The 25,414-nt window shown below is 63.2% G+C and carries 24 protein-coding genes; 10 read left to right on the top strand and 14 right to left on the bottom strand.

Going from position 1 to position 25,414, the window contains the following annotated elements:
- Positions 1-119: 119 nt before the first annotated feature.
- Positions 120-965 carry a DUF1989 domain-containing protein gene (locus tag KO516_RS14855; RefSeq protein ID WP_216004567.1) on the top strand — a complete coding sequence of 282 codons (846 nt, stop codon included), beginning with the start codon at positions 120-122 and terminating at the stop codon, positions 963-965.
- A 3-nt stretch (positions 966-968) separates the two neighbouring features.
- On the opposite strand, the gene deoD is transcribed toward KO516_RS14855, so the two are convergent.
- The 3 genes from deoD to KO516_RS14840 all read right to left on the bottom strand — a co-directional run bounded on the left by deoD (position 969) and on the right by KO516_RS14840 (position 4,154).
- Complete coding sequence (gene deoD, locus KO516_RS14850; protein WP_216004566.1) at positions 969-1,673, bottom strand: purine-nucleoside phosphorylase; 705 nt, start codon at positions 1,671-1,673, stop codon at positions 969-971.
- Positions 1,674-1,985, bottom strand: a complete 312-nt coding sequence (locus KO516_RS14845) for an H-NS family nucleoid-associated regulatory protein (RefSeq protein WP_216004565.1) — start codon at positions 1,983-1,985, stop codon at positions 1,674-1,676.
- A gap of 153 nt (positions 1,986-2,138) precedes the next feature.
- Complete coding sequence (locus KO516_RS14840) at positions 2,139-4,154, bottom strand: protein meaA (RefSeq protein ID WP_256444181.1); 2,016 nt, start codon at positions 4,152-4,154, stop codon at positions 2,139-2,141.
- A 369-nt stretch (positions 4,155-4,523) separates the two neighbouring features.
- Here KO516_RS14840 and ccrA point away from each other — a divergent pair, with 369 nt between their 5' ends.
- The 6 genes from ccrA (at position 4,524) to KO516_RS14810 (ending at position 9,688) form a co-directional block, all read left to right on the top strand.
- On the top strand, positions 4,524-5,810 hold the full coding sequence (gene ccrA / locus KO516_RS14835) for a crotonyl-CoA carboxylase/reductase (protein WP_216004563.1): 1,287 nt from the start codon (positions 4,524-4,526) through the stop codon (positions 5,808-5,810).
- 216 nt (positions 5,811-6,026) lie between these two features.
- Positions 6,027-6,224, top strand: a complete 198-nt coding sequence (locus tag KO516_RS14830) for a hypothetical protein (protein ID WP_216004562.1) — start codon at positions 6,027-6,029, stop codon at positions 6,222-6,224.
- A complete protein-coding gene (locus KO516_RS14825) occupies positions 6,172-6,900 on the top strand; it encodes a LuxR family transcriptional regulator (protein WP_216004561.1) in 729 nt (242 codons plus the stop codon). Before KO516_RS14830 ends, KO516_RS14825 begins: the two co-directional genes overlap by 53 nt.
- A gap of 179 nt (positions 6,901-7,079) precedes the next feature.
- Positions 7,080-7,715 carry an acyl-homoserine-lactone synthase gene (locus KO516_RS14820; RefSeq protein ID WP_216004560.1) on the top strand — a complete coding sequence of 212 codons (636 nt, stop codon included), beginning with the start codon at positions 7,080-7,082 and terminating at the stop codon, positions 7,713-7,715.
- Positions 7,716-7,763: 48 nt separating this feature from the next.
- Entirely contained in the window at positions 7,764-9,296 is a 1,533-nt protein-coding gene (locus tag KO516_RS14815) for an ATP-dependent RecD-like DNA helicase (protein ID WP_216004559.1), read from the top strand.
- Positions 9,293-9,688: a PaaI family thioesterase gene (locus KO516_RS14810; RefSeq protein ID WP_216004558.1), complete on the top strand. Its 396-nt coding sequence runs from the start codon at positions 9,293-9,295 to the stop codon at positions 9,686-9,688. Before KO516_RS14815 ends, KO516_RS14810 begins: the two co-directional genes overlap by 4 nt.
- 20 nt (positions 9,689-9,708) lie before the next feature.
- Here KO516_RS14810 and KO516_RS14805 read toward each other — a convergent pair whose 3' ends face one another.
- Genes KO516_RS14805 through KO516_RS14780 form a run of 6 tightly spaced genes read right to left on the bottom strand, consistent with a single transcriptional unit; the run spans position 9,709 to position 16,234 of the window.
- On the bottom strand, positions 9,709-10,641 hold the full coding sequence (locus KO516_RS14805) for a glyoxylate/hydroxypyruvate reductase A (protein ID WP_216004557.1): 933 nt from the start codon (positions 10,639-10,641) through the stop codon (positions 9,709-9,711).
- Positions 10,642-10,649: 8 nt separating this feature from the next.
- Positions 10,650-11,789, bottom strand: coding sequence for a rod shape-determining protein RodA (gene rodA, locus KO516_RS14800; protein WP_216004556.1), 1,140 nt, complete (start codon positions 11,787-11,789; stop codon positions 10,650-10,652).
- Positions 11,786-13,705 carry a penicillin-binding protein 2 gene (gene mrdA, locus KO516_RS14795; RefSeq protein WP_216004555.1) on the bottom strand — a complete coding sequence of 640 codons (1,920 nt, stop codon included), beginning with the start codon at positions 13,703-13,705 and terminating at the stop codon, positions 11,786-11,788. The genes rodA and mrdA overlap by 4 nt, the downstream gene beginning before the upstream one ends.
- On the bottom strand, positions 13,702-14,241 hold the full coding sequence (locus tag KO516_RS14790) for a rod shape-determining protein MreD (protein ID WP_216004554.1): 540 nt from the start codon (positions 14,239-14,241) through the stop codon (positions 13,702-13,704). Before KO516_RS14790 ends, mrdA begins: the two co-directional genes overlap by 4 nt.
- The gene (gene mreC, locus KO516_RS14785; RefSeq protein ID WP_216004553.1) at positions 14,234-15,148 is read right to left on the bottom strand and encodes a rod shape-determining protein MreC; all 915 of its coding nucleotides are present in this window, start codon (positions 15,146-15,148) and stop codon (positions 14,234-14,236) included. The genes KO516_RS14790 and mreC overlap by 8 nt, the downstream gene beginning before the upstream one ends.
- Before the next feature lie 39 nt (positions 15,149-15,187).
- Complete coding sequence (locus KO516_RS14780; protein WP_216004552.1) at positions 15,188-16,234, bottom strand: rod shape-determining protein; 1,047 nt, start codon at positions 16,232-16,234, stop codon at positions 15,188-15,190.
- Between the two features lie 482 nt (positions 16,235-16,716).
- Between KO516_RS14780 and mscL the strand changes: the two genes are divergently transcribed.
- Together mscL and KO516_RS14770 are read left to right on the top strand one after the other, a co-directional pair.
- Positions 16,717-17,139, top strand: coding sequence for a large conductance mechanosensitive channel protein MscL (gene mscL, locus KO516_RS14775; protein ID WP_216004551.1), 423 nt, complete (start codon positions 16,717-16,719; stop codon positions 17,137-17,139).
- A gap of 85 nt (positions 17,140-17,224) precedes the next feature.
- Positions 17,225-18,112: a cation diffusion facilitator family transporter gene (locus KO516_RS14770; RefSeq protein ID WP_216004550.1), complete on the top strand. Its 888-nt coding sequence runs from the start codon at positions 17,225-17,227 to the stop codon at positions 18,110-18,112.
- Positions 18,113-18,232: 120 nt separating this feature from the next.
- Here the strand turns inward: KO516_RS14770 and KO516_RS14765 are convergent, their stop codons facing one another.
- The 5 genes from KO516_RS14765 to KO516_RS14745 all read right to left on the bottom strand — a co-directional run bounded on the left by KO516_RS14765 (position 18,233) and on the right by KO516_RS14745 (position 24,265).
- Entirely contained in the window at positions 18,233-19,006 is a 774-nt protein-coding gene (locus KO516_RS14765) for a metallophosphoesterase (protein WP_216004549.1), read from the bottom strand.
- A 67-nt stretch (positions 19,007-19,073) separates the two neighbouring features.
- Positions 19,074-20,444, bottom strand: coding sequence for a polysaccharide biosynthesis/export family protein (locus KO516_RS14760; protein WP_216004548.1), 1,371 nt, complete (start codon positions 20,442-20,444; stop codon positions 19,074-19,076).
- A 158-nt stretch (positions 20,445-20,602) separates the two neighbouring features.
- A complete protein-coding gene (locus tag KO516_RS14755; protein ID WP_216004547.1) occupies positions 20,603-20,836 on the bottom strand; it encodes a hypothetical protein in 234 nt (77 codons plus the stop codon).
- 631 nt (positions 20,837-21,467) lie between these two features.
- The gene (locus tag KO516_RS14750; protein ID WP_216004546.1) at positions 21,468-22,100 is read right to left on the bottom strand and encodes a YjbF family lipoprotein; all 633 of its coding nucleotides are present in this window, start codon (positions 22,098-22,100) and stop codon (positions 21,468-21,470) included.
- Between the two features lie 11 nt (positions 22,101-22,111).
- Positions 22,112-24,265, bottom strand: a complete 2,154-nt coding sequence (locus KO516_RS14745) for a YjbH domain-containing protein (RefSeq protein ID WP_216004545.1) — start codon at positions 24,263-24,265, stop codon at positions 22,112-22,114.
- A gap of 546 nt (positions 24,266-24,811) precedes the next feature.
- Here KO516_RS14745 and KO516_RS14740 point away from each other — a divergent pair.
- A complete protein-coding gene (locus tag KO516_RS14740) occupies positions 24,812-25,396 on the top strand; it encodes an outer membrane lipoprotein carrier protein LolA (RefSeq protein ID WP_216004544.1) in 585 nt (194 codons plus the stop codon).
- The last annotated feature ends 18 nt before the right edge of the window (positions 25,397-25,414 follow it).

Genomic DNA, 25,414 nt, shown 5'->3' with positions numbered 1-25,414 from the left:
CAGGAGACAGATGCCGCAATGACGGCACATGGGATGAAGCCGGTCGAATGACCGTCGTCTGACTTGCCACCGTTCCGGTGTTGCGGGTAGATCGGGGTCTTGCAGGACAGGACACGACCATGACCCAAGCCCCGCCCGATGCTGACGCCCGCCGCGCCATCCCGCCGGTGATCTGCTACCCGAACGACACGCTGCCGGTGCCGGACATGGCGCTTTACGCCTCTGCGCTGGAGGGCGCGCAGGTCGTGTCATCCGTGTTGGCGCCGCCGCGTGAGGCCTGCCATTTCCGGGTCAGGGCGGGGCAGTTCTTTCGCATCACCAGCGTGGACGGGCCGCAGGTCGGAGACCTCAACCTGTGGCATGACGGCGATCTGACAGAGCGGTTCTATTCGGGAAAGACACGGGCGTTGCACGGCACCCATGTCAGCACCGCCGAGCGGCTGTGGTCGAGCTTTCCGCACCTGCGCCCGATGGCGACCATCGTGGAGGATACGCTGGGCTGGTATGGTATCGACGGGTTCGGCGGGTCTGTGCATGATGTGATCGGCACCCGCTGCGATCCTTACACCGGCAATCTTCTGGCGGGCACACAATACCACCATTGCTGCCATTCCAACCTGACCCGCGCGCTGTCGGATGCCACCGGGCTGCCGCTGCTCGAGGCAGAGCCGCATGTGCATGACGTGCTCAACGTCTTCATGTGTACCGGGTTCACCCGCGACACCGGGCAATATTTCATGAAGGCCAGTCCGGTGCGCCCCGGCGATCACCTGACGCTGTTCGCCGAGATTGACCTGCTGGGCGCGCTCAGCGCCTGTCCGGGCGGCGATTGCTCTGCGCAGCACAGTTCGGACAGCGCCGCCTGCTTTCCGCTGCAGGTCGAGGTGCTGGCCCCGGCGGCGGGCGCGTTGCAGGGCTGGAACCCGCCCGTGGCCAACGGGTACAACCGCAGCCACGGACGCTGACGCTCAGGCGAAGGCCGCCTCGAGTGCGATTTGCACCATATCCCCGAAAGAGCTCTGCCGGTCTTCGGACGGCAGCGCCTCGTGGGTCAGCAGGTGATCCGAGACGGTCAGCACGGCAAGCGCGCGCACCCCGTGGCGGGCGGCAAGGTTATAAAGCTCTGCCGCTTCCATCTCGACGCCAAGAATGCCGTGCCGGATCATGATGTCATTCAGATCGGGGCGCTCGTCATAGAAGACATCCGCCGAATAGACGCCGCCGACATGACAGGTCGCTCCGATATTCTTTGCTGCGGTAACAGCATTTTGTAAAAGATTGAAATTCGCGCAAGGCGCGAAATTCAATTCCCGAAATATGCCGAGAGACGGTGTTGACAATGAAGACGCGGTCATCGCAAGGATGACATCCCGCAGGCCGATGTTTTGCTGCATCGCGCCGCAAGACCCGATACGCACCAGCGTCTTTGCGCCATAATCGCGGATCAATTCATTGGCATAGATCGACAGGCTCGGCATTCCCATGCCCGAGCCATGAATCGTCACGCGATGACCATTCCAAGTGCCGGTGAACCCCAACATACCTCGTACGCGATTGACGCATATAGGATTTTCCAGAAAGGTCTTTGCGGCCCATTCCGCGCGCAATGGATCACCGGGCAATAGGACGGTTTCGGCAATCTGCCCCGGTTCGGCACCGATATGGATGGTCATTCAGATGGCCAGATCGTCCAGTGCCTTGCCCGCGGCAAGGGCTTCGTTCACCCAGTTCGGCTTGCGACCGCGTCCTGTCCATGTTTGCGAGGGATCGGCGGGATTGGCGAATTTCGGCGCGCCCTTCGAACCTTTGACCGGCGGTGCGTTGAGCACTTCTTCAAGCGAGAAGCCGAATTCCTTTGCCGCCTGTTCCGCAGCTCGTTTCGCTTCGGCCTTGCGGCGGGCATCTACCGTATTGATCGCACGTTCCACATCGGACTTGAGCTTTTTCAACTCGTCGTGGGAAAGCATGTCGAGATCGATATCCATATTCTTGCCTTTCTAGTGGAAGCTTATCGCTCCTCTATTTTTGTTAATTTCAGGTAAAAACAAGTTTAAATATGTGTCAGCAATTCACAAACGCGACGGTATCCCTATTTCATTGGATGGCTGGGGTAGAGTAACCGTATTGTAACTCAAGGCTTATTCCGCAGCTTCTGCCTTGGGATCGGCTAGGGACACGATATCCGTCATGATCGTGTTCAGCACAAAATCTTTCGGAGTGTAGACCTTTGCCACGCCCATTGCGGTCAGTCGCTTTGCGTCGTCATCGGGAATGATGCCGCCGACAACCACCGGCACATGGCCCAGACCCTCGGCGCGCATCCGTTGCATCAGGTCTTCGACCAGCGGAATGTGGCTTCCCGACAGGATCGAAAGCCCGACCACATGGGCCCCGGACTTGGCGGCCTCGACGATCTGTTCGGGCGTCAGGCGAATGCCTTCATAGTCGATTTCCATGCCGCAGTCGCGGGCGCGAAAGGCGATCTGTTCGGCGCCGTTCGAATGCCCGTCCAGCCCCGGCTTGCCGACAAGAAAGCGCAGGCGCTTGCCAAGGCGATCGCTGACCGCGTTCACCGCCTCGCGGATGTCGTCGAGCCCTTCGGTCTTGTTCGACACCGCGCGCGACACCCCGGTCGGCCCGCGGTATTCGCCGTGCACGGCGCGCATCTGCTGCGCCCATTCGCCGGTGGTGACCCCGGCGCGCGCCGCGCGGATCGAGGCGGGCATGACGTTGCGACCCTCAAGGGCGGCGGCGCGCAGCTCGGCAAGCGCAGCCTGCACCTCGGTATGGTCGCGCTCGGCGCGCCAAGCGTTCAGGCGGTCGATCTGTTCCTGCTCGACCGCTGGGTCGACAACCATGATGCCGCCGTCTTCGCCGAGCAGCGGCGAGGGCTCGCCCTCTGTCCACTTGTTGACGCCGACGACGATGGTCTCGTTGCGCTCGATCCGGTTGAGGCGCTCGGCGTTGGACTCGACCAGCCGCGATTTCATGTAGTCGATGGCGCCGATCGCGCCGCCCATGCTGTCGATATTGCCAAGCTCGGCGCGCGCACCGTCTTTCAGGGCTTCGACCTTGGCATCCACCGCCGGGTTGCCATCGAACAGATCGCCGAATTCCAGCAGGTCGGTTTCATAGGCGAGGATCTGTTGCATCCGCATCGACCATTGCTGATCCCACGGCCGAGGCAGGCCAAGCGCCTCGTTCCACGCCGGAAGCTGCACCGCGCGGGCACGGGCCTTTTTCGACAGCGTCACCGCCAGCATTTCGATCAGGATGCGGTAGACGTTGTTTTCGGGCTGCTGTTCGGTCAGGCCAAGCGAGTTCACCTGTACCCCGTAGCGGAAGCGGCGGTATTTCGCGTCGGCGATGCCATAGCGTTGTTCAAGGATCTCGTCCCACAGATCGACAAAGGCGCGCATCTTGCACATCTCGGTCACGAACCGGATGCCCGCGTTGACGAAGAACGAAATCCGCCCGCACAGCGCCGGGAAATCCGCATCGGCGACGCGGGGCCTAAGCTCGTCGAGCACCGCGATGCCAGTGGCCAGCGCAAAGGCCAGCTCCTGTTCGGGCGTCGCACCGGCTTCTTGCAGATGGTAGGAACACACGTTCATCGGGTTCCATTTCGGCACGTTGGTATAGCAATATTCCGCCACGTCGCCGATCATCTTCAGCGACGGTTTCGGCGGGCAGATATAGGTGCCGCGCGACAGGTATTCTTTGATCAGGTCGTTCTGCACCGTGCCTTGCAGCTTGGTGATATCCGCGCCCTGTTCTTCGGCCACCGCGATATACAGCGACAGCAGCCACGGGGCAGTGGCGTTGATCGTCATCGAGGTGTTCATCTGTTCCAGCGGGATGTCCTGAAACAGCGCGCGCATGTCGCCCAGATGGCAGACCGGAACCCCGACCTTGCCAACCTCGCCCTTCGACAGAAGGTGGTCGCTGTCATAGCCGGTCTGGGTGGGCAGATCGAAGGCGACCGACAAGCCGGTCTGCCCGCGCGCAAGATTGCTGCGGTACAGCGCGTTCGAGGCCTTGGCGGTGGAATGGCCCGCATAGGTGCGGATCAGCCAGGGGCGGTCTTTGAGAACTTCCGTCATGTCGGTCTCCGTCAGCAGGTCCGAATGGGTGAGCAAGCTTGTTGCGTTCATGTCGTCATATGAGAAAGAAAATGTCTCGTCAATTCGCCGCAACGCGGCGGCGTTACGATCTTGGGCAGGTTTCGCGGCGTTTTGAGGCAGTTTACGCCCGCGTCAGTCGGTTCCGTGAAGGGAATCGCGGCGCACCATGTATTTTAATCCAGATACTTGGAGATTTTGCCTGAGCAGGCGGTTCTGGCTGGCCCGCTTGCGGTGATGCTGCATCCGCTCGGTCATAAAATTACAAAATGCATGGTAATGATGTTGCATTGTTGCGCGACGAAAGTTATCTCAATCGTAGACCGGGGCCGCGATTCTGCACTGCGGCGTCGAGAGAGAGGACACAGATCCGCAAGGATCGCTTGAGGAAGGAGGCCTCGAATGGCTCTGGACACGCAAATTGGTATTGCGCCCTACGACGCGCCCGAAAAAGATCTTTACGAGATCGGTGAAATGCCGCCTCTCGGCTACGTGCCAAAAAAGATGTACGCTTGGGCGATCCGCCGCGAACGTCACGGCGAGCCCGACACGTCGTTCCAGAAGGAAGTCGTCGATACATGGCAGGTCGACAGCCACGAGGTGCTGGTGCTCGTCATGGCCGCCGGGGTCAATTACAACGGTGTCTGGGCCGGGCTGGGCATTCCGATCTCACCGTTTGATGTGCATGGTGCCGAGTATCATATCGCGGGGTCCGATGCGTCTGGCATCGTCTGGGCGGTGGGCGACAAGGTCACCAGCTGGAAGGTCGGTGACGAGGTTGTCATCCATTGCAATCAGGACAATGGCGACGACGAGGAATGCAACGGCGGCGATCCGATGTTCTCGCCCACCCAGCGCATCTGGGGCTACGAGACCGGCGATGGCTCGTTCAGCCAGTTCACCCGCGTGCAGGCGCAGCAGCTGATGCCGCGCCCCAAGCATCTGACATGGGAAGAAAGCGCCTGCTACACGCTGACGCTGGCCACCGCCTACCGGATGCTGTTCGGCCATCACCCGCATGAGCTCAAGCCCGGCCAGAATGTGCTGGTCTGGGGCGCCTCGGGCGGTCTTGGCTCTTATGCCATCCAGCTGATCAACACGGCGGGGGCGAACGCCATTGCGGTGATCTCGGAGGAAGACAAGCGCGATTTCGTTCTGGGCCTTGGCGCCAAGGGCGCGATCAACCGCAAGGATTTCAAGTGCTGGGGCCAGCTGCCCACGGTCAATACGCCGGAATACAACGCGTGGCTCAAGGAAGCGCGCAAGTTCGGCAAGGCGATCTGGGATATCACCGGCAAGGGCGTCAGCGTCGACATGGTGTTCGAGCATCCGGGCGAGGCGACGTTCCCGGTGTCCTGCCTTGTCTGCAAGAAAGGCGGCATGGTGGTGATCTGCGCTGGCACCACCGGTTTCAATTGCACCTTCGACGTGCGCTACATGTGGATGCATCAGAAGCGGCTTCAGGGCTCGCATTTCGCCCATCTCAAGCAGGCGGCCTCGGCGAACCGCCTGATGGTCGAGCGGCGGCTCGATCCGTGCATGTCCGAGGTGTTCGAATGGGAGCAGATCCCCGAGGCGCACATGAAGATGCTGCGCAACGAGCACAAGCCCGGCAACATGTCGGTGCTGGTGCAGGCGCCCAAGACCGGGCTGCGCACCTTTGAAGAGGCGCTGGCGGCACGTAGTTAACCGAAGCTTCAGGATTCGGTTGGTATTAGATGTTCGCGGATCGTTCTGTCGGTCCGCGAACATCTTGCGTTTCAGGGTTGTGGATAAGTCGATCAAGAGGTTGCAAATCACACCATCGCCATTTCTGGGGATGTGGAATCCGTGAATTTCTTACCAGATCGGCGCATGCTATAGTTGTTCTTAACAATTTGTTAACTCTCGAAGGGAAGGCTAGCCATGACACATGACTGGATCATCGACGTCTTGACGGACCTGAAGACCTTTGCCCGTGCCAACGCAATGAACGCGCTGGCCGAGCAGCTCGATGAGGCACAACTCATCGCGCAGCTGGAAATCGCGTCGGGCGCCGAAGGGGGTGCCTTTGGGATATGCGGCGAACTTCCCCGCAACGGACGGGTTACTGGAGCAGCTTGAGAAATCCTCGAAGCCCGAGGATTTTCAGGCGGTGGCCGTTGCGCTGAGAGACTATTACGCGATCGACCATCTGGTCTATCATTGGGTCAGCGCAGCTGGCGAACAATTCGGCTGCGGCACGTATGACCCGGTCTGGGTCCAGCGCTACCTCGAAAAAGGATATCTGCGGATCGACCCGGTGATCCAGGGGTGCTATCAACGCTTCCACCCGGTCGACTGGAAACGGCTCGACTGGTCGTCGAGAGCGGCGCGGGCGTTTCAAAAGGACGCCATCGCGCACAGGGTCGGCAATCAGGGGTATTCCATTCCGATCCGGGGGCCAAACGGGCAGTTCGCGCTATTCAGCGTCAGCCACCATTGCGATGACGACTCGTGGCAAGTGTTCACCGAAACCAACCGGCGCGAATTGATCCTGATCTCACACGCCTTCAATCAAAAGGCGCTCGAACTCGAGCCGGGGCGCAAGCCCGAACCCGCGCAACCGCTCAGCCCGCGCGAGGTCGAGGCGATGACGCTGCTGGCCGTGGGCTACAGCCGGGCGCAGGCCGCCGAGACGCTGAACATCTCGGAGCACACGCTGCGGGTCTATATCGAAAGCGCCCGGTTCAAGCTGGGCGCGATGAACACCACCCACGCCGTTGCCCGCGCGCTGTCTCGGGGGCTGATCGTCGTCTAGTCACGCATATCAAGTCGTTGCTGCGCGCTCGGTCTTCGCCGGGCGCGTTGTCGTTTTTACCGCTTGTTAATTGCAGCGCACGGTGCTGTCGTCTTCGTTTAAGCCGACCGAACGGCGCTGGGGAACCCGGTTAACCGTCGTCTCGCAGTCTGATCCTATCGGACAACGGGAGAAACGACATGATCCGCTACCTTTACGCAGACCAGCTTCAGCACTTTCCGCTTCTCGCACAGACCATGTTTCGCGACCGGGCGGACCAGTTCAAGACCCGCCTTGGATGGGATGTCACCGTCGACAGCCAAGGCTATGAGCGCGACGAATACGATGATCTGAGACCGCTTTACGTGATCTGGGAAAAGGCCGACGGTACCCATGGCGGATCGATGCGGCTGCTGCCGACGGTCGGGCGCTGCATGGTGAACGAGCATTTCCTGAACCTGACGGGCGGGGTGCATATCGAAAGCCCGATCATCTGGGAATGCACCCGCTTCTGTCTGGCCCGTAACACCGATCCAGGCGCAGCGGCGGCGCTGATGCTGGCCGGCGGCGAGGTCATGAAGGGCTTTGGCGTCGAACATTACGTCGGCGTGTTCGATGCCCGCATGGTGCGGATCTACAATCGCATCGGCGCATCGCCGGACGTCTTGGGCAGCGAGGGCGACGGGCGCGAGCGGATCTCGGTCGGCTTGTGGGAATTCAGCGCCGATGCACAGGCGCGCGTGGCGGCCAGCGCCGGGATCGACCCGGCCCAGTCGCGGGCATGGTTCGAGGCGGCGTTTGGCGCCGATTCCCCGTGCCTTTCGGTGGCCGCCTGAGCGCTTGGCATCTGGCATCTGGCACAGCGGGCGGGTAGGGTCCGGCGCATGGATTTGCCCGCCGTTACATTCTCCGAAGACCAGGCCGAAGCATGGGACCGCGTGGCGGACATGCTGCGCGGCGCCGGGGTCGATCTTGACGACGGGACAGCCGAGCCCGCAATCGAGGGCCGCAACCGTGTCATGGCATTGATGGGCAAGGCGGGCTCGGGCAAGACGCTATTGCTGTCAGAGCTTTGCAAGTCGCTGAAGGCGGCGGGGCTCGATCTGGTCTCGGGCGATTACGAGCCACGCAAGCTGGCGGAAAAGCGCAGTTTCGCGGTGCTGGCCCCGACCAACAAGGCGGCAAGCGTGTTGCGGATGCGCGGCGTTCCCGCGACGACGATCCACCGCATCATCTATACCCCGGTCTATGATCCGCAATACGAGCGCATCGCCGAATGGCTGATGGGCGAGGGCGAAAAGCCCGAGATCGAAGATCTTGGCGAAGACGCGCTCGACCGCGCCTTTGCCAGCTTTCAGACCCACGGATCGGTGCCTGCTGCGCTGGCCTCGGCCGGGTTGCGGGGCAGCGATTTCATCACCGGCTGGAAACGGCGCGAAGAGCCGCTGGACATCGGCTTTGTTGACGAGGCCTCGATGCTCGATGAGCGGCAGTTCGACGATCTGCGCGAGATCTTTCCCAATCTGGTGCTGTTCGGCGACCCCGCGCAGCTGGCGCCGGTGAACCAGTCGGGCAAGATGGTGTTCGACACCATCGCCGATGTGAACAAGATCGAATTGCACCGCATTCACCGCCAGCAGGCGGAAAACCCGATTCTGGATCTGGCCCACGCGCTGGCCGACCCGGCGCTGGAATTTCACGATTTCGAACGCATGGTCGAAGAAAAGGCGGCGCAGGATGATCGCGTGGTCTGGGCAAATCGCGTTGAGGTTGACCTGATGGCGCGCTCTCCGGTGCTGGTCTGGCGCAATGCCACGCGCATCCGGCTGATCAACGCCTTTCGCAACGTCTTCGAAGCCCCCGAAACCGAGCTTCTGCCGGGCGAGCCGCTGATTTGCGACGGGCTTGAACTGCCGCTCAAGCATCGCAAGAAGCGGCTCGATCTCGAGGCGCGCGGCCTGATCAAGGGCGCGCAGGTGATCTATCTCGGGCCGGGCAAGAAGCCGGGGTTCTCGCGTCTGCATGTGATGGGCGCAGCAGAGCCGCAGCTGTCGGCAGCCTCGATCGTCAAGATCGAAAAGCCTGACGAGGCCGAGCCGTTCATTCCCTTCGCCGCGCGCATGGGCGCGACCTTTCTGCACGGCGCAGCGGTGACGATCCACAAGGCGCAGGGCTCGCAATGGGAGCAGGTGCAGGTGTTCGCTCCGGATCTTTACGCCGCCGCGCGGATGGGCCGGGTCGAGGCCGGGCAACCTCTGTGGAAACGGCTGGCCTATGTGGCGATCACGCGGGCTTCGGAGCGGCTGTACTGGGTGGTGCGCCCGAGGCTGTCGCGTCCGAGCGGGCCATTGCGGATCGACGATCTCAAAGCGCCGGCCGCGCCGCTTGAGCTGCAACAGGAGACCCCCGACGCATGAGCGACATCACCGATCCGCCAAGCGCCTTTGCCACGCTGCTGGGCTATGAGCTGACCGACTGGCGCGAGGGTTTTGCCCGCTACGAGATGGACATCACGGACAAGCTGGGAAACCGGCAAGGCATTCCGCACGGCGGGGTGCATGCCACGCTGATCGACAGCGCCATGGGGATTTCCGGCTGCTGGACTGGCGATGCCGAGCTGCGGATGACGTCGCTGACCCTGTCGCTGAACGTGCAGTATATCGGCAAGGCGCAAGGCAGCCGGTTGATCTGCGAGGCGCATCTTACGGGTGGCGGGCGCAGCATCTATTACGCCGAGGCGACCCTGACCGACGATCTTGGCACGCTGGTCGCCAAGGGAACCGGCGTGTTCAAGCGTCGTCAGGTCTGACGCATGAACACGCCGTAAGATCAGTAGCCCGAAGTCCGGTCGACAAGATGCAGGAAGGGCTCGCCGACTTCGCCGCGACGGATGTTCTCGGCGATGACCCGGGCGGCGCTGGGCGCGCGGGTTTCCGAGGCGATATGCGGCGTGACCGTCACCTTGGGATGGGCCCAGAACGGGTGATCCTGCGGCAATGGCTCGATGCGAAAGACATCCAGCGTCGCGTGCGCGATCTGCCCGCCATCAAGCGCGGCAACGAGCGCGGCATCGTCGATCAGCGGCCCTCGCCCCGGGTTGACGATCATCGCCCCCTTGGGCAGGCGGGCAAGGCGCTCGGCGTTCAGCAGGTCTGTCGTCGCCGGGGTGTCCGGCAGCAACAGCACGAGAATCTGCGCGGTTTCCAGCGCTTTATCAAGCTGGTCCATGCCGTGCAGGCAGCGCACGCCGTCAACCTGCTTTGGGCTGCGCGACCAGCCGGTCACCGGGAACCCAAGGGTGCGAAGCGCCTTGGCGCAGGCGACCCCCAGCGTGCCAAGGCCAAGGATGGTCACCGGGCGCTCGCTCGCCAGCGGCGGTGTCAGCTTTGGCCAGTCGTGCCCCGGATTGACGATATGCGCATCCATCCCCAGATGATGCCGCAGAACGTGCCCCGTAACGTATTCTACCATGCCCTGCGTGAGACCTTCGTCATCGACCATGCGGGCCAGCGGCACCGTCAGGGTCGGGTTCTGCGTCACTTTCTCGACCCCGGCCCAGAGGTTCAGAACGGCCTTCAGGCGGGTGTAGGGGCGAAAATCCTGCACGTCGGAATTGGGTGCGTAGACGATGTAATCCACGTCCTCGGGCGCAAGCTCGCGCGATAGCACATAGTGCAGGCCGAGCGCGTCCAGCGCCTTGCGCAGCGGCGCCGCGTATTCCGGCCAGCGACTATCGGTGGCGGCGAAGAGAATATTGATCATAAGAAGCCTTAACGTGGTCTGTGGATATGGGCGCTTTGTACGAGGCCGAAGGCGATCATCAGCACCAGCATGGCAGAGCCGCCGTAGCTGACCAGCGGCAGCGGCACGCCGACCACCGGGGCAAGCCCCATCACCATCGACATGTTCACCGCGAAGAACAGGAAGAAGGTCAGCCCGACCCCAAGGATCAGCAGCGACGAATAACGGTCCTTGTTCTGGATTGCCGCGAACACGCAGAAGATGACGATCAGCACATAAAGAAGCAACAAGGACAGCCCGCCGACAAAGCCGAATTCCTCGGCGAGCGTGTTGAAGATGAAATCGGTGTGTTTCTCGGGCAGAAAGTTGAGCCGCGACTGGGTGCCTTGCATGAATCCGCGCCCGGTCCAGCCGCCAGACCCCATGGCGATCTTGGCCTGGGTGATGTGATACCCGGCGCCAAGCGGATCGGTCGAGGGGTCCAGAAACGTGTCGATGCGGCGGAACTGATAGTCCTTGAGCAATTGCCACGGCGTGCCGCGCGACAGAAACACCGTGTACACCGTGCCGACGCCTGCCGCGATCACCACGGCGAAATAGGCCCAGTGCACCCCGGCCATGAACATCATCGCACCGCCCCCGATCATCAGCAAAAGCGCGGTGCCAAGGTCGGGCTGGATCAGCGTCAGAATGGTCGGCGCAAGGATCAGCAGCAGCGGCAGCAGCACCCAGATCGGCCGTGAGACCCGTTTCAGCGGCAGCCAGTCGTAATAGGCGGCCAGCGCCATCACCAGCGAGACCTTCATCAGTTCCGACGGTTGCAGCCGCATGAAGCCGATGTCGATCCAGCGCTGGGCGCCCATGCCAATTGCGCCGAACAGCTCGACCAAAATCAGCAGCCCCAGCGCGCCAAGATAGATCAGCGCCGACAGGTTGCGCCACAGCCAGATCGGCACCATCGCCACGAAGAACATCGCGCCCAGCCCCAGCAGGTAGCGCTTCATCTGCGGCTCTGCCCATGGCTGCAACGAGCCTCCGGCGACGGAATACAGCATCAGGAAACCGACGCTGGCCACCGCGCTCAGCAGCACCACCAGCGGCCAGTTCAGAAACAGGATCTTGCGCCAGCCGGTCGGAACCGTCTTGACGGAATATTCAAGATAGCTCATGCGCGGCGGCCCTCGGCTTCGTGGCGTTTGGCGCGTTCGTGGGCGATGCGTTCCTGCTGCTCGCGGATTCTGCCGCGGTCGGACGAGGGGTAAGCCTCGAGCGGCGGGGTGCCCTTATACAGCGCCTGAAGCATGACGTCGCGCGCCACCGGCGCTGCCTCGGCAGAACCGCCACCGCCATGTTCGATCACCACTGAAACCGCAATGCGCGGGTTATCAAGCGGCGCGTAGCAGACGAACAGCGCGTGGTCGCGTTCTTCCCACGGCACGTCCTGATTCTTTACGACGCGGTTGCGCACCTGACTGGTGCCGGTCTTACCGGCCATGCGCATGTCATCGGCTTCGATGCGCGAGCTGCGGGCGGTGCCGCGTGGGCTGTTGACCACCGAGATCATGCCCTTGCGCACCCATTTCAGGTGCCGAGGGTCGATGCCGAGGTCTCCGCCGCCCTCGATCGGGGTTTGCACACCACCGATGCTGCGCACGAGGCGGGGCATGATTTCGCGCCCGGTGGCAAGGCGGGCTGTCATGATCGCTTGCTGCAGGGGCGAGGTCAGCACGAAGCCCTGGCCGATCGAGGCGTTCACCGAATCGCCCACCAGCCATTCCGCGCCACGCTCGCGCCGCTTCCAGTCCTTGTCGGGCATCAGCCCGGGGGTCACCGCCGACATCGGCACATCGGGGGCGATGCCAAGGCCGAGCTTGCGGCCCATCGCGGCGATGTTCTCGATACCGACCTTCATCGCCAGTTCGTAATAATAGACGTCACAACTGTCGCGCAGGCTGTTTTCAAGGTTCACATGGCCGTGGCCGGCGCGCTTCCAGCAGTGGAACCGGCGCGAGCCGACCTCGATATGGCCACGGCAATAGGCGGTATCGTCGGGGCCGATCACCCCGGCAGCCAGCCCGGCCAGCGCGGTGACCATCTTGAAGGTCGATCCCGGAGGGTAGGCATCCTGCACGGTCTTCGACGCCAGTGGGCGGTGATTGTTGTCGCGCAGCGCGCTGTAATCCCTCGTCGAGATCCCCCGCACGAATTTGTTGGGATCATAGGACGGCGACGAGGCGATGGCGAGGATGTCGCCGGTCTCGACCTCCATCACCACCGCCGAGGCGCTTTCCGGGCCGAGCCGCGCCTTGATGTAATCCTGAAGATCGCTGTCCAAGGTCAGTTGCAGATCGGCGCCAGCGGTGCCCTCGCGCCGGTCGAGTTCACGCATGACGCGGCCCACGGCGTTGACCTCGACCCGCTTGGCCCCGGCAGAGCCGCGTAGGGCTTCTTCGAATTTCGCCTCGATCCCGACCTTGCCGATCTGAAAACGTGGGATACGCAGCACCGGCTCGGGGTCCTCATAGCGGGCAAGGTCGCGTTCCGACACCGGGCCGACATAGCCCACCACATGGGCAAAGGTCTCGTGCTGCGGATAGACCCGGCTCAGCCCGACCTCGGGGGTGACGCCGGGCAGGGCAGGGGCGTTCACCGCCACACGAGAGATTTCATCCCAGCTGACCCGATCCGCGACCGCAACCTGCAAAAAGGGCGGCGAGTGACGCATTTCGTCAAGCGCGCGGCTGACATCTTCGGGATCGAGGCTGACAAGTTGTGCCAGCTTGCCGATGGTGTCCTCGAGATCGCCCGCATCCTCGCGCCGCATGGTGATGCGGTAGGTGTTCTCGTTGTCGGCGATGACCCGGCCTTCGCGATCAAAGATCCGCCCGCGCGACGGCGGGATCAGGTGGATGTTGATGCGGTTTTCTTCGGCGAGAAGGCGGAATTCATCGGCCTGATCGACTTGAACGTGGCGCATGCGCAGGGCCAGCACCCCGGCGAATGCCAGCTGGCTGCCGCCAAGCAAAAGGCCCCGGCGGGCGATCTTGCGGCTGCTCTCGGCGGTCTCGCGGGGCGTGCGTCTCACAGGCTTCTCCCGGCGTGGTCAAAATCTCCAGGGGCCATGCGACGGACCCCAAGCAGGACCTGCGATAGCACGACCACAAGCGGGTAGCATATCACGGTCATGGCAAATCGCATAAGCGACAGGAAGGGCGGGCCGGCAGGCACCAGCAGCAGGCCAAGCACCAGCCGATAGACAAGGGTGATGGCCATCAACATGGTGGCTACGGCGATCCATTCCATGACAAAGGTGGTTTCCGGGCCGCGCCGGTCGCGCCGCTTGAGCATTTCGCTCGCCAGCAGCACCAGCGCCGCCCACAGGCCGGGGGGCCGCCCCAGCATCAGATCGGCCAGCAGCATCACAGCGGCGATCAACAGCGCGGGCACGTAATCGGGGCGGCGCAACGACCATGCAAAGCACAGCGACACCAGCAGATCCGGACCGGCATAGCGCGGCGGCATCAGGTCGAGCGGCAGCAGGTGGTAGAACAGGATCAGCACGGCCAGAGCGACAAAGCTCAGCCGCATCAGCCAGATCCTGCCGGGGCGCGCCTCAGCCACCGTTCGGCTCCGGCACGTTGGGCGCGGGCAGATCCATACCCGGTGTCACGTCGGGCAGGATCAGCGCCGATGGGGCGCTGACCTGCCGCGCGCCATGGTCGCGCAGCACCCGCAAGAATTCCAACCGTTCGTAATCGGCGGCAAGGCGTACGCGCAGCCGCCCGCCCGGATCTTCGGCCACCTGCCCGATCAGCAGGCCGGGCGGAAACACCTCGCCGTCGCCGGAGGTGACGATCCGATCGCCGGGGCGCACCTGATCGTCGTCTTCGAGAAAGTCGATCGGCGGGGCGGCGGAATTGTCGCCTGTGATCAGCGCCCGCTGGCCTGACGGCTGGATCACCGCCGGGATGCGGCTGGTGGTATCGGTGAGCATGATGACCCGGCTGGTGTTCGGCCCCACGCCCGAGATCCGCCCCACAAGGCCGATGCCATCCATAGCCGCCCAGCCATCGACGATGCCATCGCGCGAGCCGAGGTTGATCAGCACCGACTGCCGGAACGGCGAACCGGAATCGGCCAGCACCACGCCGGTGATATAGGTCAGCCGTGGATCGAGCCGCACATTGTTGAGATCGCGCAGCCGGGCGTTTTCCTGTTCCAGCTGAAGCGCGGCCTCTTTCCACGCGGTCATCTGGCGCAATTCGCGCCGCAGTTCCTGATTCTGATCATAGATGCGCTGGTAGCTCTGGAAATCGCGCAGCAGCCGGACCGCGCCGCTGACCGGGGCCATCGCCCAGTCGAATCCCGGAATGACCCGGTCGACCACCTGCGCGCGGAACCGCTCGACGCGCGGGCTGTCGATGCGCCAGAAGATGAACAGCCCGACAAGGCACAACATCAGAACCGCCAGAAGCAGGCGCTTCAGCGGGCCGGAGTAATGTTCGGAATGCGAGCCGTTCTTCGCCATTCGGTCCTAGTTTGCCGCGCTTTGGGCGCGGCTGAAAGGTCAGGAATCGTAATCGATGGCGTGGCGCAGCTGTTTTTCGTATTCCAGCGCCTTGCCGGTGCCAAGCGCCACGCAATTGAGGGGTTCATCCGCGATCGACACCGCAAGCCCGGTCTGCTCGCGCAGCGCCAGATCGAGATCGCCCAGCAGCGCGCCGCCGCCCGTCAGCATCACGCCGCGGTCGACGATGTCGGCGGCCAGATCCGGCGGGGTTGCTTCGAGCGCGGTCATCACGGCTTCGCAGATCTGCTGCACCGGTTCCGCAAGCGCCTCGGCGACCTGCGCCTGGCTGATCTCGGTTTCCTTGGGCACGCCGTTGAGCAGGTCACGGCCGCGAATCTGCATCGAGCTGCCGCGCCCGTCATCGGGCATCCGCGCGGTACCGATAGAGGTCTTGATCCGCTCTGCGGTGGATTCGCCGACAAGCAGATTCTGTTGACGGCGCAGGTAGTTGACGATGGCCTCGTCCATGCGGTCGCCGCCGACGCGGATCGAGCGGGCATAGACGATATCGCCCAGCGACAGCACGGCCACCTCGGTGGTGCCGCCGCCGATGTCCACGACCATGTTGCCGGTGGGGTCGGTGATCGGCATCCCGGCGCCGATGGCCGCCGCGATCGGTTCGGCAATCAGGCCTGCCTTGCGGGCGCCAGCGCTCAGCACCGACTGGCGGATGGCGCGCTTTTCGACCGGGGTCGCGCCGTGCGGCACGCAGACGATGATCTTGGGTTTGGAAAAGGTCGACCGCCGGTGCACCTTGCGGATGAAATGCTTGATCATTTCCTCGGCGGTGTCGAAATCGGCGATCACGCCTTCACGCATCGGACGGATCGCCTCGATGCTGCCGGGGGTGCGGCCGAGCATCAGCTTGGCGTCCTCGCCTACGGCCAGCACCTTCTTGACGCCGTCCTTGATGTGATAGGCCACCACCGATGGTTCGGACAGCACGACGCCCCGTCCCTTGACATAGACCAGCGTGTTCGCGGTGCCGAGGTCGATGGCCATGTCCGCCGAGAAGACGCCCATGAGTCTGTCCAATCCAAACATGCCGTGCCTGTCCCCAATCGTCTTGTGTGAGCGCGTAATAACATTACGGGCCTGCGACTCTCCGAGCCCAAGCCGTGGCCCTTATAGGACTGCTTGCAGGGGCGCGAAAGGGCATCGCCCCCGCAAATGCGCGTGATATCGCCGCCGCGCGCGAAGGTGATGAGTTTTCGGGGAAATTCTCTGCATTGCGCGGCCAGGTCAGGGCCCCGGCCCGCGATGGCCCGGCGTTTGCGCAAAACCGGCGCTGCGCCGCAGCAGCCGACCCGCATGCGTGATGCCGCGTTTCCCGGTGTTAACCCCCGGCGCGAAGGCGGGTTGCGCAACTGCCCGGCGGGCATCTTGGTGCGGACACGGCGCAACGTCTGAAGACCGAACCGCGCCCCGCTGCGCAATTTCTCTCTGGAGACGTGGCATTTCATGTCACAATCACGTCAATGGCGGTTCATGCCGCAATGCAACACGCTCAGCGAGGGAGACGGCCAGTGATTCAGGAATTCAAGGATTTTATCGCCAAGGGCAATGTCATGGACATGGCGGTGGGCATCATCATCGGCGCCGCCTTTACCGCCATCGTGCAATCGCTTGTTCAGGACATGATCAACCCCATCGTCGGGCTGTTCACTGGCGGCATTGATTTCACCAACCTGTACTGGACGATGGGCGATGCCAGCTACGCCAGCCTTGATGCCGCGCGTGAAGCTGGCGCGACGGTGTTTGCCTATGGCTCGTTCATCACGGCGATCATCAACTTCTTCATCATCGCCTTTGTGGTTTTCATGCTGGTCAAGATGGTGAACCGGGTCAAATCCGCCGCCGAAAAGCCCGATGAGGTCGCCCCCGAGGTCGAGACCGGGCCGTCGCAGCTCGACATCCTGATCGATATCCGGGATGCGCTGAAAAAGTAGGCCACCGCGATCCGGGTGCACTGTTGCGCACTCGGGACCGCTTCGCTATCAGCGGCATTCCCGACAAGACGGCACAGAGGCAGTCATGAGCCAGGTCCTGAAAATCGCCTACGGCAGCGTTGTCGTGGGTATCGCGGTTCTTGCCCTGAAGACGCTGGCATGGTGGCTGACCGGATCGGTCGCCTTGTTGTCGGACGCCTTGGAAAGCATCGTCAATGTCGCCACCGCGCTTGCGGCGCTTGTGGCGCTGCGCATTTCGGCCATGCCGGCCGATGCCGATCACCCCTATGGCCATCACAAGGCCGAGTATTTCAGCGCCGTGCTTGAAGGTGTGCTGATCGTGGTCGCTGCCATTCTCATCCTGCGCGAGGCGTGGGACGGCTGGCAGCACCCGCGCATGATCGACGCGCCCTGGACGGGGCTCGCGATCAACCTTGTGGCCGGGATGATCAATGCGCTCTGGTGCATGATTCTGCTGCGCACGGCGCGGCGGCTGCGCTCGCCCGCGCTCGAGGCGGATGGCAAGCATTTGCTGACCGACGTGGTGTCGTCGGTGGGGGTGACAATCGGGGTGGTTGCGGCGGTGCTGACCGGCTGGGCGTGGCTCGATCCGTTGCTGGCGGCGCTGGTGGCGCTCAACATCCTGTGGTCTGGCTGGCAAGTGATGCGCCATTCCGTCGGCGGGCTGATGGACGAAGCCGCCCCGGAAGGCGAGATCGAGCAGCTGCGGGTGCTGATCTCGGCCAATGCCGAGGGCGCGGTCGAGGCGCATGATCTGCGCTCGCGCCGTGCCGGGCGGGCGCTGTTTGTCGAGTTCCACCTCGTGGTGCCGGGCGAGATGAGCGTCGAGTCGGCGCATGACATCTGCGACCGGATCGAGACAGCGTTGCACAATGCCTTTGAGGGCAGCCGCGTTACCATCCACGTCGAACCCGAGCACAAGGCAAAGCACAGCGGGATCGTCGTGCTGTAAGCACGCCAAGAAACAGTGCTGTAAGCACGCCAAGTAAGAACTGCTGTAAGCGCGCCGGCGTGGAAGTGCTGTAAGCACGCCAAGGCGGGCGGCTATCCGGCGCCGAGCGCCTGCCTTCGCTCAGGTCGAGACGAACGTGACGTTGCCGGGTTCGATCAACGCCGCGCTCAGTTTGCCGGTGGCATAGGCCCCGGTATCGAGCGCGATACGCCCCGACGTCGCGTTGGCCGTGGTAACAATGGTGTGGCCATGCAGAACCCAGATGCCATCGTCGCGGACTTCCTTTTCGAAATCCGCATGGCCCCATGTCAGCACCGACTCATCCTGATGCTCCACCGAACGCGCCGGATCGGCCCCGGCGTGGCAGGCGAAGACGTTGCCCGACATCCAGCTAGAGGGCAGGGCGCGCAGCCAGCGTTCCATCGGCGCGCCCATCGTCTCGCGCACCCGGTCGCGTGCCTCGTTCCACTGCGCGGGCTCGGCGCTGGGACGCGGGGCGGGGACACCGAAGCTGGCCAGAGTCTGCAGCCCGCCATGCCGGACCCATCGCGGCCCGGTGGTGTCGGGGCGGTCGAGAAAGTCGATAAACATCTGCTCGTGGTTGCCGCGCAGACAGACCACTGCCTTGTGGCCAAGCTCTGCATGGATGCCGTGCAGGCGTCGCAGGACCTGAAGGCTGTCGTCACCGCGATCTACGTAGTCGCCAAGCATGATCAGCATCGATGCCGGACTGCCTTGGCCGAACATCCGGTCGAACAGACCATCGAGCAGCCCGGCACAGCCGTGAACGTCACCGATCGCCCAGAACGGCGCTTCGGGGGCGATGGGGGTGTCGAATACCCGGCAGGGCCGGGCAAGGGTGGGGGCGGGCTTGCGCCGTGAAAACAGTCTCATGAGCTGGATCTGGCACGATTGTGCGAAAAAGCCAGAGCGCTGTAGAACAACGCCCGGCCAGTCTTGCTTAATTCGTTGCGGCGTTCGTGGCGCTGACGATCAGCGACGGGGTGATCTGGTTGACCACGCGGCTCCAGCGTGTGACCGGTTGCTCTGCAACAAAGACCACATCGTTCGGGCGCAGCTCGAAGCGGGTGGCAAGAAGCAGGTTCGTCGCATCGCGCGCGTCAAGCTGCCAAGCGGTGATCGCGCCGAATTCCCGCGCATCGGCAGAGCCGCGCAGCACGTAGATTTCGCGCACGTTTCCGGATTGGGTCGGTATGCCACCATTGGAATAGAGCGCGTCGGCCAGCGAGGCCGTCTTGCCGAAGGGCAGCGTGTAGCGCGACTGGTTTGCGACCTCGCCGGCAAGATAGACGTAATCGCGGTCCACCGAATCCAGCTCGAGCCGGGTGGTATAGTTCGTGCGTGCTTCGGACATGTCCTGACGGCGCAGCGAGACCTCCGCGGACAGCTCGTTCAGCGCGGAAATACGCGAGGATTGCCGGAATTCCGCAAGGCGGATGCGTTCCTCGAAATAGGCCTGCGCCCGGGTCAGCTCGTATTGGGTATCGACGAACACGGCGTCGCCGTCGGCAAGCTGCACCCGTGCAAGGCTGCGGTTGGAATACAGCTCATCAAGCGGAATCTGGTAGATCGTGCCGTCGCGATAGATCCGCACCGACGCATAATCGAGATCGGCGGCGTTGACGCCCCCGGCAGCGGCAAGCGCCTCGTCGAGGTACAGCGGCGTCAGGGTGATCGGCGCAACGGTCGGGTTCGCGACGGCGCCACCGATTGACACTTTCTTCGAGTTGAACTCGGTGACTTCAAGGCTGAAGGTCGGTTCGATGTCATTCTCGACAAGCCGCTGGAACAGGCTGTTCTCGGCCTCGTCGATGGTCAATCCGGCGACCTGAATCCGCCCGACATTGGGGATCGCGATCGCGCCATCGTCCTGCACGGTATAGCCTTGGCGCGAGTTGGTGGCGGCCAGAAGGCCGGTCAGCTGCTCGACGGTCGAGCCGGCCTGCGGCGTGGCAAGCAGCAGCACGTCACCGACGCCGATCTGGTAGGGGCCGGTTGCGGGCGCAGGGGGAACGCGGGTCTGAAGCGAGGAAGGTTTGCTTTGATATTCGACCACCGGGGCAGGGGCGCTGCCCACGCCGGGCCGGACATTGCCACCCCCGGCGGTGTTGAAGAAGAACGGCGGCAATTCCTTGGGCGCATAGTCCGAGCGATTGGCAACGATGGTGCTTTCGGGCGTGATCTTGAGCACCCGGACCTTGGCATCACTGCCACGCACCGGGTTCACCGAGGGTGACTGGTAGGCAACGCCGCAGGCCCCTAGCGCCAACAGACTCGCTGCGGCGAGTCCCCTGAAAGTGTTCTTGGCCATGTCTCGTCCTCGTCTCGATGGTCTGTCGGTGAGCCGCTTCTTCTTTCGAAAGCAGTACTGTCAAAAGGGTCTTCACGCCACCAAACCGGCAGCGAAAAGGCGAACCCGATGCAGGTTCGCCTCAGTCGGTATTGTTTTTGTGCAAAGTGTTTTGGCGCTTACTGCCGGGAGGTCGTGCTGGTGCTGGTTGACGAGGTTGAAGAGGTCGACTGACTGCTGGAGACAGCAAGAACCACGACGGCAGCCATGGAGCCTGCGATCAGCGTGGTCGTAGGCAGCAGCAGGGTGCTTTGCGTGCTGATATTGGGGTCGCGCGTTGCGACTTCCTGAGCCTGAGCGATCGGTGCGAGGGTAATTAGGCCTGCGACGGCGAGTGCAAGAATGCGAGTCATTGCGAGATTTCCTCTGAAAGACGTTTCCTTCCGATAACATTTCAGAGGGCTGCACGCAAAGCGTGTTGTGAAGGCAAGCAAAATTATTGCGCCGGGTGTTGTCCCGGTGCTTGAAAATCGGCCAATGCCCAATCCGTGCGCCGTTGTGAGTGCGGCGCGCGGTGTCCGAACTTAGTCGCGGACGGTCGAACTGGTGCTGCTGGTGCTGCTGGTACTGCCGGAGGACCCTCCGTCCGACGTCGAAGTGGCAGTCAGCAGCGCCGTCGTGGTCAACGACGGGGTTGGAAGCAGCGGCGATGCTTCGCTTGGCTCTTCGGGATATCTCGGGACAACGTCCTGCGCTTGGCTGCCTGTTGCAGGCAGAAGAAGCGCCGCAACCAGAAAAGGCACGCGGCAGGGCGCAGATCTGACATGAACCATGTCATAACTCCAACAATGAACTCGTTACACATCACCAAGGTTGCACAGGTACAGATATTCGCAACCCCTTGTGGCTGCTTTTGCCAGCCTTTGGCCGGTGCTGCAATGCCAACTGCCCGGCGCGCGGTCTTGTCGCGCAGAGTTTCAGCACAATAGAATGAGTTTTTGGTGGATTCGATGTCTCCGCCGCCCGGGGCGGCGGAGTGTCGGCCTATTGAAGCTGTTCGCGCTCGATATAGCCGATGGCCGGGCCGGCCCATTCGATTGCGCGCAGAACCCGGCCAGTGCCGTCGACCCAGTAGGTATTGTCGAACTCCTGCACCAGTCCGGTGCAGCTTTCGTTGATTCGCGTCGCGGGCAGGGTCTGGAAATAGGCCTGCGTGCTGTCTGCGCTGCGGGTGTAGTCGCAGACATAGGCCTCGGCGATCAGCTTGTCTTCGCCGTCGAGATGCCGGTGCACCCGCTCGCCCCGATGGATGCGACCGGCCAGCGCGGCGCGCACATCCGCCACATCCGAAGTGATCAGGTCGCCGCCAAGACCCCGTGTCGCCTGCAGCACACCGCCTTGCAGCACGATGCCTTCACCAGATCCGGATCGCCACGACGTATTGGCACCGCTGGTTTGTTCCTGCGCGAACAGCGCCTGCGCCGCGTCGCGCTGTGGCAGCGTCAGCAGGAACAGCGGAGCGTCGGTCTGGGCGGCGATCTCGGGGGTCAGCTGCGCGCGCAGATTGACCGCGGGCGCTTTGCTGACCCTGATCAGAGCGCTCAGCTCGGTGAACGTCTTTTTCGTTGCGCCATCGCTGCTGCAGGCGGCAAGCGCCAGAGCGCAGAGCAATGCCATGGATGCTATTTTCATCGCCAGAACCGCCCCCAGTCGGATTGCAGCGCCGGTTGTTGGAAATCGCGCACCTGTTCGTAAAGACGTCCGTCGACCTCCAGTCGAGCGCCGCCGTCCCGCTGCACCGGACGGATCGTCCGCGAGATGCTGGCACGGGTGCGCTGGCCTGTGAGGGCGGACAGCGGAATGTCGAAGCGAATGCCCTTGTCGAACGAGCCTTCGCCGAAATCGTCGAAGCTGACATCGGTCAGCGTGGCAAAGGCGCCGATGCTGATGCCGTTGCCGAAGGTGCGGTCTATGCCTAGTGTCGCGCCCCAGTCGCCGGCAAGATAGCGCCCGGCATCAAGCTGGTAGGCAAAGCCGCCATCGCCTTGCCAATAGGCCGAGGCGTGGCCGGTCCAGACGTCATAAGACTGAAAACCGAAGCCCTGTTCGTACTCGCGCTGCTTGGCATAGTTGATTTCAAGCCCGAGGCCGAGGCGGCTGTCGACCGGCTTCCACAGCACCTCTCCGGAAAGGCCGCCGAACATCGGCTCGAACCAGCCAGCGGTGATGCGGCCAAAAACATCCTCGCCCGGCCGGAAGAATTTCGCCGCTGTCAGGCTCGGCATCGTGATGCCGTCCTGATCGGCGTAGCGCGCGTTGTCGGACCGCACATGTTCCAGCACCGAGTTCGATGTGGGCAGATCGCCGGCATTGCCCGCAAGCTTCTGGCGCAGCGCGCCTTGCAGCACCAGCCCGGGGGCTGGCTCGTAACGGCCGCTAAGTTCGGCGCCGAAGGTCAGGCGGATCGGGCTTTCGGGGTCGAAATAGCTCGCCTCGAGATACGGCCCCAACCGCCAGCTGGCTTTCGGGTAGGCGGCATCGACAACGGTGGGCAAATCCTGCGCTGACACGATTTTGGCGCGGGCAAAGCTTTGCCATGCGCCATCGGGCGCGTGCTCGAGTTCTTCGAGGTCGGAGCGGGTAAGCGTCACCGTGCTGACCGCCAGACCGTTGTTGTCGATCAGGGTGATATCGTAGCGTTCGACCGAGGGCGGCAGGTTGTTGGTCATCATCCGGGCCACCCGGCCGATGACCTGCGCCGGAGCGGTCTGGCGGCCCATCCGCAACGAGATCCGGGCGCTGCGCGGCCCGACGTCGAAGCCTTCGAGCAGCAGATCGTCGATGGCCAGATAGCGCTGCATGTTGTCGCGCAGGATGCCGTCTGCGTCGGCCAGCTGCGTCCAGCCAAGATCGGCGGCGCTGCCGGGGGGGCGCGGAGTCACCGGGAAAGGCGCGCGGTCGAATCCGCCGGGATAGCGGTTCGGCGTCTTTGGGTTGAACGTATAGGTCAGCCCGGCGGCCACGGCAGAGCCGTGAAGCCACGCGCCGCTGATCGACAGGCTGTTGCTATAGCGGTAGGACAGCCCGACGTTGACGGGCGAGCGGTATTCGAATGACGTGTACTGCTCTTCATTGGAATAGGTATCCGTCGAGTATTCGGCAGACAGCGTCAGCCGGTCGTTCACCGCGTATTGCAGCCCGGCAAACAGCGCGGCGTCGCCGCGGAACCATTGCTTTGCGTCGAGTTGGCCGGTGCCTTGCACGCCCGAAGGCCCCGACGGGCGGGTTTTGAATTCATCGCTGAACAGGCCGAGCGGGTTGTCGAACCCGTCCCGACCGGCAAAACGCCCCCAGCCAAGCCCGGTGGTCGCGCGCAGCCGCCCGAAGGTCTTGGTGGCAACGAGGTATTCGCCGGCATAGATGCCGGTGCCGCCGAAATCCTGAAGCCCCACCGTCACGGCGGGCATCCGGGCGGTTTCTTCGTGCAGCAGGAACCGCAAATCGAAGCTGCGGTCGTAATAGGGGTCAATGCCCTGATAGCTGTCCAGATTGGCGTAGCGGAACACGCCCGACAGGCGCGGCGTGATCTGGAAATGCCCGGTCAGGCGGCGGCTGCCGTCAAGGATCGATAGCGATACGTCGATATCGGCATCGCGGGCCGAATGCGCCGTTGGCATGTCGATGATGCCGGGCACGCCCATGAAGTTCAGCACCGGGCGATTCCAGATCCACGGGCTTTCCTGTGGCAGGGCCGCCCCGGCGGACAGGGCGCAGGTCGTTGCCGCCAGCACACAGGCACGCGCGGCGACTCGACCTCGCCCAGCCCTGTTCAAAACCGGCATGTCCATTCTCCACGGTGTCTTGTCTTGCGGCGGGCGCAAACGGCCACCGTCGTCGTTGTGTTTGCGCCACCTTTGCCCGCCCGCGCAATCGCTGCCAACCTCCAGCCCGGATCGCGCAGGGTTCGGCGGGTAAGCGTGGCATTGTTCACACAGGCTGGGCTAATGGGCCGCCACGGATGAACAATTGTTTAGCAGCCTTGGGTTGGCGCGGCCTTGCGGACTGCTTCTCCAGTCGCTTTTGCCACGCCGCACACATGATACGCAGGCCAAGCTGGCGCGGGCGGCAGGACAGGGCAGCTCGCGCACGGACCGCTGACCGGTTGCCCCTGAAGATCGCCTTTGATCAGGGCTGGATTGACCGCGAGGCGCGCGCCGGGATGTTTCGAAAGGCGGACTACAGGCGATCCCTCGCCGGTGTGCTGGCACGCTGAGCCTTGGCTGGGCGCGGTTAGCGCCTATCTATCCCTGCAAGGCGCGGCGGATATGGCATAACCGGACAGCCGGTGCCATGTCTGCCGCCATCGACCAGAGCAGGAAGGACGATTTATGCTCCGCACCGCCCTCGCCGCGCTGACCGCGCTTGCGCTGACCGCCGTTCCGGTGGCCGCAGACCAGCTGTCGCTTGGCCAGATCTCGCAGTATCTCAACACCATCCAGTCGGCCAAAAGCCCGTTCACCCAGATCAACGGTGATGGCACGATCTCGACCGGGACGGTCTATATCAAGCGCCCCGGCAAGATGCGTTTCGAATACAACCCGCCCGAACAGGCCATGGTGCTGGCATGGTCCGGCGCGGTGTATATCTTTGACAAGAAGGTCGGCGGGCAGCCCGAGACCTATCCGCTGACCCAGACGCCGCTGTCGATCATCCTTGATCGTAACGTCAATCTTGGCCGGGCCGGGATGGTGACGGGGCACAGCTATGATGGCACCGCGACAACGGTCACCGCACAGGATCCGGCCCGCCCGGAATACGGCTCGATCCAGATGAAGTTCACCGCGAACCCGGTGGAGCTGCGTCAGTGGATCGTGCGCGATGGCAATGGTCAGACCACGACGGTGGTGCTGGGCGGTCTGACGGCAACGAAGCTGTCGAATGCCACCTTCGATGTGAACCGGGTCGGCAACTGATACCGGCGGCGGCGCCCG

The organism is Citreicella sp. C3M06 (genome assembly GCF_018860705.1).
Lineage (GTDB): Bacteria > Pseudomonadota > Alphaproteobacteria > Rhodobacterales > Rhodobacteraceae > Salipiger.
This window is presented reverse-complemented; position numbering and strand designations above follow the sequence as displayed.

Excerpts from the sequence above, each read along its gene's own strand:
- KO516_RS14770 (WP_216004550.1), top strand. The coding sequence starts at position 17,225 with ATGAGCCAGGTCCTGAAAATCGCCTACGGCAGCGTTGTCGTGGGTATC.
- KO516_RS14845 (WP_216004565.1), bottom strand. The coding sequence starts at position 1,985 with ATGGATATCGATCTCGACATGCTTTCCCACGACGAGTTGAAAAAGCTC.
- KO516_RS14780 (WP_216004552.1), bottom strand. The coding sequence starts at position 16,234 with ATGTTTGGATTGGACAGACTCATGGGCGTCTTCTCGGCGGACATGGCC.
- KO516_RS14830 (WP_216004562.1), top strand. The coding sequence starts at position 6,027 with ATGACACATGACTGGATCATCGACGTCTTGACGGACCTGAAGACCTTT.
- KO516_RS14765 (WP_216004549.1), bottom strand. The coding sequence starts at position 19,006 with ATGAGACTGTTTTCACGGCGCAAGCCCGCCCCCACCCTTGCCCGGCCC.
- KO516_RS14760 (WP_216004548.1), bottom strand. The coding sequence starts at position 20,444 with ATGGCCAAGAACACTTTCAGGGGACTCGCCGCAGCGAGTCTGTTGGCG.
- KO516_RS14810 (WP_216004558.1), top strand. The coding sequence starts at position 9,293 with ATGAGCGACATCACCGATCCGCCAAGCGCCTTTGCCACGCTGCTGGGC.
- mreC (WP_216004553.1), bottom strand. The coding sequence starts at position 15,148 with ATGGCGAAGAACGGCTCGCATTCCGAACATTACTCCGGCCCGCTGAAG.
- KO516_RS14755 (WP_216004547.1), bottom strand. The coding sequence starts at position 20,836 with ATGACTCGCATTCTTGCACTCGCCGTCGCAGGCCTAATTACCCTCGCA.
- KO516_RS14855 (WP_216004567.1), top strand. The coding sequence starts at position 120 with ATGACCCAAGCCCCGCCCGATGCTGACGCCCGCCGCGCCATCCCGCCG.
- KO516_RS14840 (WP_256444181.1), bottom strand. The coding sequence starts at position 4,154 with ATGAACGCAACAAGCTTGCTCACCCATTCGGACCTGCTGACGGAGACC.
- KO516_RS14815 (WP_216004559.1), top strand. The coding sequence starts at position 7,764 with ATGGATTTGCCCGCCGTTACATTCTCCGAAGACCAGGCCGAAGCATGG.
- rodA (WP_216004556.1), bottom strand. The coding sequence starts at position 11,789 with ATGAGCTATCTTGAATATTCCGTCAAGACGGTTCCGACCGGCTGGCGC.
- KO516_RS14750 (WP_216004546.1), bottom strand. The coding sequence starts at position 22,100 with ATGGCATTGCTCTGCGCTCTGGCGCTTGCCGCCTGCAGCAGCGATGGC.
- KO516_RS14740 (WP_216004544.1), top strand. The coding sequence starts at position 24,812 with ATGCTCCGCACCGCCCTCGCCGCGCTGACCGCGCTTGCGCTGACCGCC.
- deoD (WP_216004566.1), bottom strand. The coding sequence starts at position 1,673 with ATGACCATCCATATCGGTGCCGAACCGGGGCAGATTGCCGAAACCGTC.
- KO516_RS14820 (WP_216004560.1), top strand. The coding sequence starts at position 7,080 with ATGATCCGCTACCTTTACGCAGACCAGCTTCAGCACTTTCCGCTTCTC.
- ccrA (WP_216004563.1), top strand. The coding sequence starts at position 4,524 with ATGGCTCTGGACACGCAAATTGGTATTGCGCCCTACGACGCGCCCGAA.
- KO516_RS14805 (WP_216004557.1), bottom strand. The coding sequence starts at position 10,641 with ATGATCAATATTCTCTTCGCCGCCACCGATAGTCGCTGGCCGGAATAC.
- KO516_RS14745 (WP_216004545.1), bottom strand. The coding sequence starts at position 24,265 with ATGCCGGTTTTGAACAGGGCTGGGCGAGGTCGAGTCGCCGCGCGTGCC.